Genomic DNA, 13762 nt, shown 5'->3' on the forward strand with positions numbered 1-13762 from the left:
GGCCGCGGCGGTTGAGTGGTCCGATCATGTAATGTAGCGGGGCCAGGTGTCCGCCGTCGTCCTCAACTCCGGTGGTGCCAACGCCTGTACGGGTCCGAAGGGCTTCCAGGACACGCACGCGACAGCGGAGAAGGTCGCCGAGGTCCTGGGCCGGGGCGCCATCGAGGTCGCCGTCTGCTCCACCGGCCTCATCGGCCTCCTGCTCCCGATGGACAAGCTGCTCCCGGGCGTGGAGACCGCCGCCGCCCAGCTCTCCGAGCACGGCGGCGAGAAGGCCGCCATCGCCATCAAGACCACCGACACCGTCCACAAGACGTCCGTCGTCACCAAGGACGGCTGGACCGTCGGCGGCATGGCCAAGGGCGCGGGCATGCTCGCCCCCGGCCTCGCCACCATGCTCGTCGTCCTCACCACCGACGCCGCGCTCGACGACGAGGTGCTCGACAAGGCGCTGCGGGCCGCCACCCGCACGACCTTCGACCGGGTCGACTCCGACGGCTGCATGTCCACCAACGACACCGTGCTGCTGCTCGCCTCCGGGTCGGCCGAAGTCACCCCCGGGTACGAGGAGTTCGCCGAGGCGGTACGGCAGGTCTGCGACGACCTCGGACAGCAGCTCATCCGGGACGCCGAGGGCGCCAGCAAGGACATCAAGGTCGAGGTGATCAACGCCGCGACCGAGGACGACGCCGTCGAGGTGGGCCGCTCCATCGCCCGCAACAACCTCCTCAAGTGCGCCATCCACGGTGAGGACCCCAACTGGGGCCGCGTGCTCTCCGCCATCGGCACCACCTCCGCCGCCTTCGAGCCCGACCGGCTGAACGTCGCCATCAACGGCGTCTGGGTCTGCAAGAACGGCGGCGTCGGCGAGGACCGCGACAAGGTCGACATGCGCTACCGCGAGGTGCACATCGTCGCCGACCTCGCCGCCGGGTCCGAGACCGCCACGATCTGGACCAACGACCTCACCGCCGACTACGTCCACGAGAACAGCGCCTACAGCTCATGAGCACTCCGACGCGCAAGCACACCGCGCTGCCCAAGGCGCAGATCCTCATCGAGGCGCTGCCCTGGCTGGTCCGGCACAACGGCAAGACGGTCGTCATCAAGTTCGGCGGCAACGCCATGATCGACGAGGACCTGAAGGCCGCCTTCGCCCAGGACGTGGTGTTCCTGCACCACGCCGGCCTCAAGCCCGTCGTCGTGCACGGCGGCGGCCCGCAGATCAGTCGGGCGCTCGATCAACACGGCATCGTCAGCGAGTTCAAGGCCGGCCTCAGGGTGACCACCGAGGACGCCATGGACGTCGTACGGATGGTGCTGGCCGGGCAGGTCCAGCGCGAACTGGTCGGGCTGCTCAACCAGCACGGGCCGCTCGCCGTCGGCCTGACCGGCGAGGACGCGCACACCATCACCGCCACCAAGCACCAGCCCGAGATCGACGGCGAGCTGGTCGACATCGGGCGGGTGGGCGAGATCACCGCGATCGACACGGGCGCGATCGAGGCCCTGCTCGCCGACGGCCGCATCCCGGTCGTCTCCTCGATCGCCCGCTCCCAGGACGACGGACATGTCTACAACGTCAATGCTGATACGGCGGCTGCGGCACTCGCTGCTGCACTGGACGCCGAAACCCTCATGGTCCTCACGGACGTCGAGGGCCTCTACGAGGACTGGCCGCACAGCGACGAGGTGATCAGCCGCCTCACCGCGACCGAGCTGGAGCGGCTGCTGCCGGACCTGTCGTCCGGCATGGTGCCGAAGATGGAGGGCTGCCTGCACGCCGTGCGCAACGGCGTCACCACCGCCCGCGTCATCGACGGCCGGGTCCAGCACTCGATCCTGCTGGAGATCTTCACCGACGAGGGCATCGGCACGATGGTCGTGCCCGACGAGCAAGAGGGGGAAGCCGTATGACCGCCCATCAGGAGTACGCCGAGCGGTGGCAGGGCGCGCTCATGAACAACTACGGCACCCCGCTGCTGCCCCTGGAGCGCGGCGCGGGCACCAAGGTGTGGGACGCCGACGGCAACGCGTACCTCGACTTCGTCGGCGGCATCGCCACCAACGCCCTCGGCCACGCCCACCCGGCCGTCGTCGAGGCCGTCAGCCGGCAGATCGGCTCCCTCGGCCACATCTCCAACTTCTTCATGGCCGAGCCGACCGTCGCCCTCGCCGAACGGCTGCTCAACCTGTTCGGCCGGGACGGCAAAGTCTTCTTCTGCAACTCCGGCGCCGAGGCCAACGAGGCAGCCTTCAAGATCGGCCGGCTGACCGGGCGGACCCACGTCGTGGCCACCGAGGGCGCCTTCCACGGGCGGACCATGGGCGCCCTGGCCATGACCGGCCAGGCCGGCAAGCGCGAGCCGTTCCTGCCGCTGCCCGGCGACGTCACGCACGTGCCGTTCGGTGACGCGCAGGCCCTGGCCGCGGCCGTCACCGAGGAGACCGCGCTCGTCATCCTGGAGCCGATCCAGGGCGAGCTCGGCGTGGTCGTCCCGCCCGCCGGCTACCTCAAGGCGGCCCGGGCCATCACGGCGGCGACCGGGGCGCTCCTCGTCCTCGACGAGGTGCAGACCGGCATCGGCCGGACCGGGCACTGGTTCGAGTACCAGGCCCACGAGGGCGTCCTGCCCGACGTCGTCACCCTCGCCAAGCAGCTGGGCGGCGGCCTGCCGCTCGGTGCGACCGTCGCCTTCGGACGGGCCGCCGACCTGCTCCAGCCCGGCCAGCACGGCACGACCTTCGGCGGCAACCCCGTGGCCTGCGCCGCCGGGCTCGCCGTCCTCGACACCATCGAGAACGAGGGGTTGCTGGAGAACGTCAAGCGGCAGAGCGAGAGGTTGCGGGACGGGATCGAGGGTCTCGGCCATGAGTTGATCGATTTCGTCCGGGGTACGGGACTCCTCCTGGGTATCGTGCTCACCGAGCCGCTCGCGCCCCAGGTGCGCCAGGCGGCTCAGGAGGCCGGATTCCTGGTGAACGTGCCCGCCCCCGACGTCGTCCGGCTGATGCCGCCGCTGAACCTTCGCGACGACGAGGTGGACGCGTTCCTCGGGGCGCTGCCCGGCATCCTCCAGGCAGCAGGCGGGGACGGACGATCCGGGGAATGAGACGACGATGAGCCAGGCGCAGGACCACGAGCAGCCGGGGGCGAACGGGCCCGCCGTGCCGCAGACCCGCACCGCCCGCCACCGCCGGATCGTGGACATCCTCAACCGGCAGCCGGTCCGGTCGCAGAGCCAGCTGGCGAAGCTGCTCGCCGACGACGGGCTGAGCGTCACGCAGGCGACGCTCAGTCGGGACCTGGACGAGCTGAACGCGGTGAAGATCCGCAACGCCGACGGCGACCTGATCTACGCGGTGCCCAGCGAGGGCGGGTTCCGTACGCCCCGGGCGCCGCTGGGCGGGTCGGCGAAGGAGGAGCGGATGCGGCGGCTCTCGCAGGAGCTGCTGATCTCCGCGGAGGCCTCGGCGAATCTCGTGGTCCTGCGGACCCCTCCGGGGGCTGCGCAGTTCCTGGCCTCGGCGATCGACCAGGCCGAACTGCACGACATCCTGGGGACGATCGCCGGAGACGACACGTTGCTGCTGATCAGTCGGGAGCCCGCGGGCGGGCAGGCCCTGGCCGATCATCTGCTGAGGCTGGCGCAGAACGGGCACTGAGCGGTTGCCGTGCGGGTGCGGGTGCGCCGTGGCTCGTCGCGCAGTTCCCCGCGCCCCTCAGGGGCGTCTCCCCAGCTGCGGGCAAACGTGCCGCTAAGAACTCCTGACACGATGAGCTATCGGGAACGACTGTCTGACGCGTTTCGCGGCCGACCGACCTGCGACGGTCACTGCGCGGGAGAGCTACACGCATGCTGTTCGGTGCAGTTCTCTGCTCCCGTTGAGTAGTTCAGGACGGGGACCGGGGAGGTGGGCGGGTGCCAGGTGAGAATCCACCGGCAGTGAGCGCCGCCGCGCCGCCTGCCAGGGCGATTGCGTCGCCTGTTCCGATGCCTGCCGCCACCGAGCCGAAGCAGGCCGGCCCGACGCCGTGCAGCGTCACCGCGGCGCACGCTCGCGGGCGGGGAGTGGCCTCCCGCGCTCTGGAGGCACTCACCAACTGGGCCTTCGACGCCTTCGAAGCCGACGGGCTGGAGCGTCTCGAACTCCTGCACCAGGTGGACAACCTGACATCGTGCCGGGTTGCCCAGAAGAGCCGCTACGACTCGAAGAGGTGGGCGCCGGCGGGGCCGGGCGCTGACGTCAGCGTGCCCCGTAGGGTGGTCTGATGTTCGATCGCTTGGAGATCAGGGTGTTGCCGCCGGGACCTCGGTTCGCTGCCCAATTGCGGTTCTGGGTCAACGGCGAGGATGTGGTCGAAGAGGCGGTCGGCGAAGGCGGCCGCGGACCGTACGCGGCTGATGCGCTGCCGGCCGGCCGCCCCAGCCCCCTCCGGGCGACCGGCGAGGCGCGCCGCCTGGAGCTGGGGGAACCAGAGTGCACTGGTGGCTGCTGCGGCTTCCTGACCGTGATCGTGCAGCGGTTCGGGGGGACCGTGCAGTGGTCGGGTTGGGAGGTTCCGTGGGCGGCGCACACTCCCGTGCCCCACCCCCCGCCGGAACTCCACTTCGACGCCAGTCAGTACGACGACGAAGTGGCTCGCGCCGAGGCGGACCGCGGGTGGCAGGTGCACGCGTAGCCCAGCACCGCGCGTCCCCGCCCCGCTGCGGGCTCTCGCCGGCCTCGCGTCCTTCGTCTGCAGGAACCGGGCGAGCCGTCCCTGTTCACCGTGAGTGCTGTCACAGTCGGAGGGAGACAACCGGCAGAGTCGGGGGACCGTCAAACTGGCGTGAGACACACATACCTATGTTCACGGCCGTTACGGGCGCTGCTCACTGCTGCCCTCGTGATGGCCATGCTGGCGACGTCCATGGCCGTGGTGGCCATGACAGCGGGCCCGGCGCGTGCCGCGGGAATCGACCGTAGGACGGTTATCACCTGGAACATGCAGGGTGAGGGCCTGGCCGGTGAGGCGGGCATCAAGTGGCAACGGGCCCGTGAGTATATGAATCGGACGTCCGTCTTGTTGCTGCAGGAAGCGGGCGCGGGTCCGCCGTCCAGTCTGGTCGACGACACAGGCGAGCGCATCAGGTCGATCACCCGTACCACGGTCGACGGGGACACGTACGAGAACAGCACCTGGAACCCGGAGACCGGGACGCACGAAGGCGGGCCGTACGAGGTCTACTTCCTCCAGACGGACACCAATGGGGGGACGAACACCGGAGGCCGGGTGAACATCGCGATCGTGGTCCGCGGGGCGGCGGACCAGGTCCGGGTGGTCCAGAATCCGGTGGACGCCGGCCGCCGGGCTCTGGGCGTGCGCTTCGGACAGCACTGGTACTTCACCTTCCACGGCCTGTCCGGCGGCGGCGGTGACTCCGCGGCCATGCTCAACGCTGTCGACGACCACGTCGAAGAATGGGCAAGGGAGGACGGCGAGGTCTACCGATGGGCGGTGGGAGGCGACTTCAACGTCGAGCCGGACACCCTCGTCACACGGAGGGACTTCCCCTCGGCAGCGATCTACCGCACCCATCAGCGGACGCAGAACAGCGGGCACGAACTGGACTACGTGGTCGCCGACCAGTGGTTTTACGACCTCAGGGTGAGGCGGCTGGACCAGGTCGGCTCGGACCACTGGGGCGTACAGGTGGGACCGGACCAGTCCGTGAACGAGACCCCGCTGTCCAGGCCCGTGCGGCAGCCCGTTCCCGCACGAGTCATGCCGGCGGGCGACTCCATCAGCAACGGGGTCAACAGCACCCACGGCGACGGGTACCGCGCCGAATTCGAACTGTCCACTCAGTACAAATATGTCGCAGACGACACGGGCCTGCTTCAGAAGCGGGACGTGGACATGGTCGGCTCCCAGCGCTCGGGAAAGACGGACGGTGCCGACCACGACCACGAGGGCCATCCGGGGTACCGGATCGACCAGATCGCCCGCGTGCTGGACTGCACCGTCGAGGCGTACCGGCCCAATGTGGTCACCTTGATGGCCGGGACCAATGACATGAACCAGGACCACGAGCTCGCCGGTGCCCCAGAGCGGCTCGGCGCTCTCATCGACCAGATCCTGCGCGACGCCCCAGAGGCCACGGTCTTGGTGGCCACGCTGGTCCCCTCCACGAAGGCGGGGATGCAGGCAAAGATCGACCGGTACAACGCCGAACTGCCCCGGATCGTCGAACAGCGCCAGCGGCAGGGCGAACATGTAAGGCTGGTCAGCATGGGCGAGTTGACAACCGAGGACGTCGACGGCTCGCACCCCGATGACGAGGGCTACCGCAAGGTGGCCCAGGCCTTCGCCGAGGCGCTGCTGCGTGTCGAGGACGAGGGGTGGCTGCGGCAACCCGTCCCACGGACCGGCTCGCGGTGCGGCGACGCCGGCGACCCGAACGTGGAAGAGGGAAGCGCGGCCGGTCCGGGCTGGCGCGCCTTGGGCGTCGTCGCTCCCGGGATGACGTCTCCGCAGGGCCGCACCGACCTCGCAGACATCGACGGTGACGGCCGCGACGACTACATACGCGTCCCCGACAACGGCCGCATGCGCATCGCCCTGAACACCCCGGCCGAGCCCGGCAAACCGCACTGGGTGGAAGTGGAATCCGACTTCGACATTGACAACCGCGACGAGGCCGAGAGCCTTCGCTTCGCCGACCTCACCGGAGACGGCCGCGACGACCTCGTCGAGGTCCGTCCGACCGGGAGCTCCACCGAGATTCTGATCCACTACGTGAACGAGGGGGTGCGTAGCGGCCGGGTCACGTGGAGCGGAGCAGTCCTGGCCGTCAATCCGAAGGCCGCTGGCGTGCCGCGCGAAGCTGTACGGTTCGCCGATGTCAACGGCGATCGCCGCGACGACTATCTCCGGGTCGGTGACAGCGGGGCCGTGCACGCCTACGTCAACCACCCAGCCGAGGACGGCGGGTACCGCTTCGAGGAAATCCTGAACTGGGCCCCCGGCGTCTCCTACGGTTCCCGGGACAAGCTCCGGCTGGCGGACGTCAACGGCGACGGCAAGGCCGACTACGTCATGGTCGGCTCCACCGGTGCCGTCCACGCGTACGTCAATGACGGCGGCCGGGGCGGTGGAGGGTTCACCGAGCACCGGTACTTCGTCAACGAGACCGACTACCCCGGTGAGAAGTCGACGTTCCGCGACATCAGCGGCGACGGAAAGGCCGACTACATCGTCGTCTACGACGGCGGCGCCGTCCGGTGCTGGCTCAACCGGGGCGGCAACGTGTAGGGCCCGTCACCGCGGGTGCGGTCAGGCCCGGCTCGAAGCCCATGCCGTCCCGGCCGGATTCACCGTGATCCTGCGAGGCACGACCGGCTACTGTCCCGCTACGGGATCGTTGCGCTCTCGCCTGACCAGGCGAGAGCATCGAAACCCGCATGAGTGGTGGGCGGGCGTGTCCTGTCAGTGGGAGCGGACTGTGGCTCCGTAGCTGTCGCTCTGGGTTCTGCGAGCTGCCGGCAGTTCTTCCGTTCGACGCTCGACAGTAGATGGGGCTCCGCCCCCTGTACTCCCGAACGGGGCCCGGTTCAGGGGCCAAGCCCCGTTCTAGGCGCGGGGAACTGCGCGAGCGGCCACGACGCGGCCGCACTCGTACGAACAAGGCGAACCCCAGGCAGCTGGGCGGGAGGCCGGGCCTACTGGAGCATGCCCCAGATGAGTTCGGCGTCGGCGTCGGTCACACCGGTCGTGGTGACGCCGGACGACGTGCCGGGAAAGCGCAGCGAGCCGTTGATGGCGCCGACGTAGAGGTCGGCCTTGCCGTCGCGGTTGGTGTCGCGCAGGCGGACCGGCTCGCCGAAGCAGTCGTTCCATGCGACGTCGCCGGGGACGCCGGCGGTGTTGCGGGCGAGCCACTGGGAGTTGGTGCCGGTGATCCCGCTCGCGCTGCCGCGCAGGACGTGGACGCCGCCCTCGGTCGTCTCCTGGCTGATCTTCTCTCCGTAGGCGCCGATCGCGAGGTCCTTGTAGCCGTCGCCGTTGATGTCGGCGGCCGAGACGGAGGAGCCGAACAGGTCGCCGGACTCCGGGGTGCCGGCGACGTTGGTGGTGGCCTGCGTGATACGGACGGCGGTGGCGGGGCCGGTGGAGGAGCCGTACCAGATGGACACCCGGCCCTGATTGTTGTTGTACATCTGGCTGCCCGCCGCGAGGTCCCCGTAGCCGTCCTTGTTGAAATCGGCGATCACCGCCTCGCTGGGGTCGCCGTAGTTCGTGACGAGGCGCAGGGTCTTGCCCGCGCTGAGCGGGGAGCCGCCCTTGATGAACCACGCGTCCGTGCCGAAGCTGTCGGGCTCGTCGGTGATTCCGATGATCACCAGATCGGTCTTGGAGTCCCCGTTCATGTTGCCCGAGACCAGGGACGTGGGCGCGAATCTCGTCGTCTTGTCGTGGCTGGTGACCGAGCCTGCCGCACCGGTGCGCGTGATGCTGCGGTAGACGTAGGCCTTGCTCCCGCTGATCGCGGCCAGGTCCTTCTTGCCGTCCCCGTTGAAGTCCCCGGCGGCGAGGTCGCGGCCGAAGCGGGCGTTCGACACCTTGGCGCCGGCGTTGGGGAGCGCGGTGCCACCCGAGAGGCCGGTCGCGCTTCCCCACAGGATGACGACGCCGCCCTCGTCCGTGCGTCCGTCGACGTCCTCGCGCGACACCGACACGGCGAGGTCCCCGTATCCGTCGGCGTTGAAGTCGGCGGGCACCCGGACGTCGCCGAACTGGTCCTCCGTCTCGTCGGCGCCGGGGACACCGGGGCTGTCCTGGGTGATCAACTGGGTCCGGGTGCCGGGTCCGGAGGCGGTACCGAAGGTGATCCGGACGCCGCCGCCCTTGCTGTACTGCTCGTAGGTGTAGCTGGCGTAGTCGCGGTAGCCGTCGCCGTTGAAGTCGTCCGCGTACCTGGCCGCCGCCGCGCCGGCGGGAGATGCCGTGAGGACGGGGGCGAGGGACGCCACGAGGAGTGCCGCGCAGGCTGCGGGGCGAATGCGCATGAAAGTGTCTCCTGATGATTCTGTGCGACCGCTCCTGTGCCGATTGATGTCTAAGGGACGACAGAGACAGGAGCGGTTGATGATCAGGAGACAGTCGGACGGGGGGAAAGGTTGCAGGCGGCGGAGCCTTGTTTCGGTGGCCGTCGACGGCAGTAGCCCGCCCGGTCCAGTACAGACGTCCCAGGCTCTACGACTGGCTCATCGCGGGCACGCTTGCTCAATGGCTCACCGCGCACCAACTGATCGTTCCAGAATGCCGCCCGGAGGCCCCGGAGGCAGATGATTGGCAACAGCGGCTCGATCACCGCCCACAGCTCGTCGTCGACTTGCCACGGCTTCGGCCGAGCCACCCCGCACCCCCAGATCACCGCAGCGGCACCCCGCTACGCCGGGCTGCGGATCCACCTGCCCTCAGCCTCGACTCACCCCAGCCTCGCAGCCAAGCCCCCCGTACACCGCACCTCGTCCCCGGCCGTGATCAGCAGCGCTTCCACGTCCGGCAGCGACTCCAGCCACGCCAGGCCCTCCCGCGAGCCCATCGCGAACGCGGCCGTCGCCCAGCAGTCCACCCATGTCAGCCGGGGACCCACCACCGTCACGGCGACGAGGTCGGTCACGGCGGAACGGCCCGTACGGGGATCGACGATGTGGTCTCCGCGCTCCGCCGTACCGGATGTGGCCACGGACAGCTCCGCCACCCCGGCCGCCGAGACGACCGCCGCGAGACCCCCCGGACGCAACGGATCGGCCACACCCACACGCCACGGCCGCTGCCCACCCGGTGTCCCGAGCAACTGCACATCGCCGCCGCCGTTCAGGTTCACCCCGCACACCCCGGGCACGTCCGCCAGCAGCCGCGCCGCCCGCTCGACCGCCCAGCCCTTCACGATGCCGGTCGGATCGAGGCGGCCCTGATACGACGTGCTGAACCAGCCGTCGCTCAGCCGCTCGGCCTCGGCCGCCAGTTCGAGCACTTCGGCGACCTCGGGATCGCACTGCGCGACGGTCACCTCACCGCGCTGCAATCGCGAGATCTGGCTGTCCTCGCGATACGTGCTGAACACCTCGTCGACCCGGTGCAGCCCGGCGACGGCCTCGTCCAGGGCCGCGCGCACGGCGGCCGGTTCCCCGCCGCGGACGTCGAAGGAGAAGACGGTCCCCATCGTCTCCTCGGCATGACGTACCGCGGCGGGAGCCTGTGCGGAGTCGGCCACCGTGTCAGCCACCGGCCTGGTCCAGCGCGGACTGCAGGGACTGCTTGTAGCCCGCGCTGGTGTACGTCGCCCCGGACACGGCGTCGATCTGCGCGTTCCCGGCCGCCACGGCCGCCTGGTTGAGGCGGGGGACGGAGGAGGAGGTGATCTGGTCGCTGCGGCCGCCCTTGGGGGCCTGGACCGCCTCGGCCTTGGTGATCTTCCCGCCCGCGACGGTCACCCGGACCTGCACCGGCCCGTACTGCGTCTGCGCCACGCTGCCGGTCAGGGTCTGCGTCGCCGCCTGACCGCCTCCAGAACCCGCCGCCTGACCGCCCCCCGAACCCGCGCCCTGCGAGGAGCCGCCGCCGGCCGGAGCCTTGTCCAGGGCCGACTGGAGGGACTTCTTGTAGCCGGCGCTGGTGTACGTGGCGCCGGACACGGCGTCGATGTCCGCGGTTCCGGCCGCCACGGCCGCCTGGTTGAGGCGGGGGACCGAGCTGGCGGTGATCTGGTCGCTGCGGCCGCCCTTGGGGGCCTGGACGGCCTCGGCCTTGGTGATCTTGCCGCCCGTGACGGTCACCCGGACCTGGACCGGCCCGTACTGCGTCTGCGCGACATCGCCGGTCAGCGTCTGCGCGCCGCCCGACCCCTGCTGCGCCCCGGCCGAGGCCTTCGCCTTGTCCAGAGCCGACTGAAGCGACTTCTTGTAGCCGGCGCTGGTGTACGTCGCCCCGGAGACCGCGTCGATCTCCGCGCTCTGCGCCGCGACCGCCGCCTGGTTCAGGCGCGGCACCGAGCTGGCCGTGATCTGGTCGCTGCGGCCACCCTTGGGGGCCTGCACCGCCTCGGCCTGGGTGATCTTGCCGTTGTTCATGGTCAGGCGGACCTGCACAGCGCCGTACTGCGTCTGTGCCGCGTCACCGGTGACCGCGCCGTTCACGCCGCCCTGCGGGGCCTGCCCGGCCGCCGCGGGCGGTGCCTGCCCGGCAGCCTGGGCCGAACCCGGGTCGGAGGCCGGCTTCAGGGACAGCAGCAGCACGATCCCGGAGACGGTGGCTGCGCCGGCGAGTACGGCACGCCGGACGGGGTGAGACTTCCTCATCGTTTCCCAAACTCCTGAAAGACCGTTGGTGTCCCGTCGCTCACATCTCGAACGACTCGTGATGGATACGGCGAGCGGGTACTCCCGCGCCGCGCAGTGCCTCGTAGACCGACTGCGCGAAACCGGGCGGCCCGCACATGAAGACGTCGTGGTCGTCGATGTCCGGGATCTTCCGCTGGAGGGACTCCGCCGAGATGTCGGGGCGTTCGCCCTCCGGGCTGTTGACCGCGTACATCAGCCGGGCGCCGCGCTCGTCGGCGATCTTGGCGAGTTCACCCCACAGCGCCAGGTCCTGGGTGGTGTTGGCCCGGTAGAGGAGGGTGATGTCGCCGGACGCGCCCGGCAGCGTCTCGAACAGCGCCCGCATCGGGGTGATGCCCACACCGCCCGCGACCAGCAGCACCTTGCCGCGGCTGCGGCGCTGCGCGGTCATCGCGCCGTACGGCCCCTCGGCCCACACCTTGGTGCCGGGTTCGAGATCACGCAGCCGGGAGGTGTGGTCACCGATCGCCTTGACCGTGATGCGCAGCATGTCCGGGCGGGGGGCCGCCGACAGCGAGTACGGGTGCGAACTGAAGCGCATGCCCGGTGCCTTGAACCGCCAGCGGAAGAAGTGCCCGGCCTCCGCGCCCATCCGGTGCAGCTTGCGTCCGCTGATCAGCACGGACACGATCCCGGGGGTCTCCTCGATGACCGCCGCGACGCGCATGCGGTGCCGCATGTTCAGCCGGATCGGGGTGAGGATCCGGTACCAGACGACCAGCGCGGTCACCACGCCGTACAGCCCGTACCAGAAGGTCTTCGCGGCCGGCTCGACGGCGAACTCGTTGCCGGTGGTGATCTGGTGCCAGAACGTCAGGTACACCGAGGCGTACGTGAGCAGGTGCACGTGGTACCAGGTGTCGTAGCCGATCAGCCGGCGCACCCCGCCGATCGACAGGATCCCGATGAGGAACAGCAGGCCCGTGCCGATGGCGGCCTTGCCCATGTCCGGCAGCTGGTTGATGGAGTCCGTCGTCTGCTGGACGATGTCGCCGAGCCCCTTGCCCGCCTGCAGGGCGTAGCCCCACATGATGAGGAAGACGTGGGCGAGGACCAGGCAGAGCGTGTAGCGGCCGGTCATGGCGTGCCAGCGCGCGACCCGGTCGGTGCCCACCCGGCGCTCCAGCGCGGGCACCCGGGCCATCTGGAGCACCACCAGCGCCATGAGGTAGCCGGCGAGCAGACCGGTGATCCGGCCGGCGGCCAGGATCTTGCTCGTGTTGTCCGCAAGGGACGGTGTGTTGTCCCACCACAGCCACAGCACGGCCGCCGCACCGGCACACAGGGCGATCAGCAGCGGGACGGCCGGGGAGCGGCGCGGGCGGATGCGGCGCATCGTCTGGCGGCGGGCGGCACGTCCGCCTGCGAGCGTGGTGGTCACGGTTCCTCCGTGGGGACTTGACCCTTGGCCCACAGATACGGACCGCGACACGGGAGTGTTCAGCCGTGCACCGAGTCGGGTGCGGGCAGGAGTGACCGCTGGTCACGCTCACGCGGCCTCGCCCCGTCACAGGCGGGTGACGGCCGTGCTCCCGCTTTGCGTGCCCACGGCGATGTGCGGCCGCCGCGCGGGGTCGGCCCACACGAGGATCCGCCGCATCGCCTTCTCGGACACCGAGACGCAACCGGCCGTCGCCCCCCGCCCGTTGACATGGAGGAAGATGCCCGCGCCGCGCCCTTGCACGGGCCGCTCGTAGTTGAAGCCGATGACGAGCGCGTGCGCGTACTGCGCGGAGTAGGTGATCAGGTGCTCGGACTCGGCGGCCCGGCAGTCGGCCGCACGCGGCTCGCTCCAGCGGTTGTAGGACCGGGAGTCGTTGTCCTGGCACCACCAGGAGTCCCGGTGCACCCGGCGGTAGGTGTACGCCGTCCCGCGCGGCGCGGCCTTGATGCCGAAGGCGTACGGCAGGCCGTAGAGGCCGGTGGGCGTGGTGTTCGTGCCCTGCTTGCGAGTGGCGCCCGAGGCGAGTCCGTTCGCTCCGAAACGGGCGGGTGCGGACCCCCGCTTCACCCAGCGCCCGTCCTCGCGGTCCCACCAGGTGACCGTGCCCGTCGTCGAGGCCCGCTTCGGGGCCACCGCGGTGATCAGCTGGGTGCCGCCGCCGGTGTGCGCCATCCGGGCCGGCAGCGGCGGCGAGGGGGCCACCGGCCCGGCGCCGAGCACGATCAAGGAGGAGACGGCGAGGGCGACGGCACCGGGGCGCATGCCTCAGACGGTAGAGGGCGGCAGCGGCAACGGCAGCCCGGGTAGTCCGTCCAGGCTGGTGGCGATGTGCTCCTTCTTGCCGAAGTACGCGCTGAGTGAGGCGTCGTCCTCTCGGGCGAACCGCTTGCCGTGCAGGTCCCGGTCCTCCTCGTACGCCATGAA

The 13762-nt window shown here is 70.3% G+C and carries 10 protein-coding genes and 3 pseudogenes; 7 read left to right on the forward strand and 6 right to left on the reverse strand.

Annotated features, from left to right (window positions below; translation table 11 throughout):
- The 7 genes and pseudogenes from argJ to ABT116_RS31630 form a co-directional block, all read left to right on the forward strand.
- A pseudogene (argJ, locus tag ABT116_RS31600) lies at positions 1-1009 on the forward strand (bifunctional glutamate N-acetyltransferase/amino-acid acetyltransferase ArgJ); the annotation flags it as partial.
- Complete coding sequence (gene argB, locus ABT116_RS31605; protein WP_351640822.1) at positions 1006-1917, forward strand: acetylglutamate kinase; 912 nt, start codon at positions 1006-1008, stop codon at positions 1915-1917. The pseudogene argJ and the gene argB, both read left to right, overlap by 4 nt.
- Positions 1914-3113 (forward strand): acetylornithine transaminase, encoded by a 1200-nt coding sequence (locus ABT116_RS31610; protein ID WP_351640824.1) that lies wholly within the window; start codon positions 1914-1916, stop codon positions 3111-3113. The genes argB and ABT116_RS31610 overlap by 4 nt, the downstream gene beginning before the upstream one ends.
- Positions 3114-3120: 7 nt before the next feature.
- Positions 3121-3666: an arginine repressor gene (locus ABT116_RS31615; RefSeq protein ID WP_184561750.1), complete on the forward strand. Its 546-nt coding sequence runs from the start codon at positions 3121-3123 to the stop codon at positions 3664-3666.
- A 380-nt stretch (positions 3667-4046) separates the two neighbouring features.
- Positions 4047-4274, forward strand: a pseudogene (locus ABT116_RS31620) (GNAT family N-acetyltransferase); the annotation flags it as partial.
- Entirely contained in the window at positions 4274-4684 is a 411-nt protein-coding gene (locus tag ABT116_RS31625) for a hypothetical protein (RefSeq protein WP_351640827.1), read from the forward strand. The pseudogene ABT116_RS31620 and the gene ABT116_RS31625, both read left to right, overlap by 1 nt.
- A 216-nt stretch (positions 4685-4900) precedes the next feature.
- A complete protein-coding gene (locus ABT116_RS31630) occupies positions 4901-7300 on the forward strand; it encodes an FG-GAP-like repeat-containing protein (protein WP_351640829.1) in 2400 nt (799 codons plus the stop codon).
- Between the two features lie 407 nt (positions 7301-7707).
- On the opposite strand, the gene ABT116_RS31635 is transcribed toward ABT116_RS31630, so the two are convergent.
- The 6 genes and pseudogenes from ABT116_RS31635 to ABT116_RS31660 all read right to left on the reverse strand — a co-directional run.
- Complete coding sequence (locus ABT116_RS31635; RefSeq protein ID WP_351640830.1) at positions 7708-9054, reverse strand: VCBS repeat-containing protein; 1347 nt, start codon at positions 9052-9054, stop codon at positions 7708-7710.
- A 422-nt stretch (positions 9055-9476) separates the two neighbouring features.
- Complete coding sequence (locus tag ABT116_RS31640) at positions 9477-10280, reverse strand: FAD:protein FMN transferase (RefSeq protein ID WP_502983970.1); 804 nt, start codon at positions 10278-10280, stop codon at positions 9477-9479.
- Entirely contained in the window at positions 10273-11352 is a 1080-nt protein-coding gene (locus tag ABT116_RS31645) for an FMN-binding protein (RefSeq protein ID WP_351640832.1), read from the reverse strand. Before ABT116_RS31645 ends, ABT116_RS31640 begins: the two co-directional genes overlap by 8 nt.
- Before the next feature lie 40 nt (positions 11353-11392).
- Positions 11393-12775, reverse strand: coding sequence for a ferredoxin reductase family protein (locus tag ABT116_RS31650; protein ID WP_351640833.1), 1383 nt, complete (start codon positions 12773-12775; stop codon positions 11393-11395).
- 126 nt (positions 12776-12901) lie between these two features.
- On the reverse strand, positions 12902-13600 hold the full coding sequence (locus ABT116_RS31655; protein WP_351640834.1) for a L,D-transpeptidase family protein: 699 nt from the start codon (positions 13598-13600) through the stop codon (positions 12902-12904).
- Between the two features lie 3 nt (positions 13601-13603).
- Positions 13604-13762, reverse strand: a pseudogene (locus tag ABT116_RS31660) (pyridoxamine 5'-phosphate oxidase family protein); the annotation flags it as partial.

This window comes from Streptomyces sp. NPDC002130, assembly GCF_040296465.1.
In the GTDB taxonomy this organism is placed as follows: Bacteria; Actinomycetota; Actinomycetes; order Streptomycetales; family Streptomycetaceae; genus Streptomyces.

Bases quoted from the DNA above. Each gene is read 5' to 3' on its own strand.
- argB (WP_351640822.1), top strand. From the start codon at position 1,006: ATGAGCACTCCGACGCGCAAGCACACCGCGCTGCCCAAGGCGCAGATC.
- ABT116_RS31610 (WP_351640824.1), top strand. From the start codon at position 1,914: ATGACCGCCCATCAGGAGTACGCCGAGCGGTGGCAGGGCGCGCTCATG.
- ABT116_RS31615 (WP_184561750.1), top strand. From the start codon at position 3,121: ATGAGCCAGGCGCAGGACCACGAGCAGCCGGGGGCGAACGGGCCCGCC.
- ABT116_RS31625 (WP_351640827.1), top strand. From the start codon at position 4,274: ATGTTCGATCGCTTGGAGATCAGGGTGTTGCCGCCGGGACCTCGGTTC.
- ABT116_RS31630 (WP_351640829.1), top strand. From the start codon at position 4,901: ATGCTGGCGACGTCCATGGCCGTGGTGGCCATGACAGCGGGCCCGGCG.
- ABT116_RS31635 (WP_351640830.1), bottom strand. From the start codon at position 9,054: ATGCGCATTCGCCCCGCAGCCTGCGCGGCACTCCTCGTGGCGTCCCTC.
- ABT116_RS31645 (WP_351640832.1), bottom strand. From the start codon at position 11,352: ATGAGGAAGTCTCACCCCGTCCGGCGTGCCGTACTCGCCGGCGCAGCC.
- ABT116_RS31655 (WP_351640834.1), bottom strand. From the start codon at position 13,600: ATGCGCCCCGGTGCCGTCGCCCTCGCCGTCTCCTCCTTGATCGTGCTC.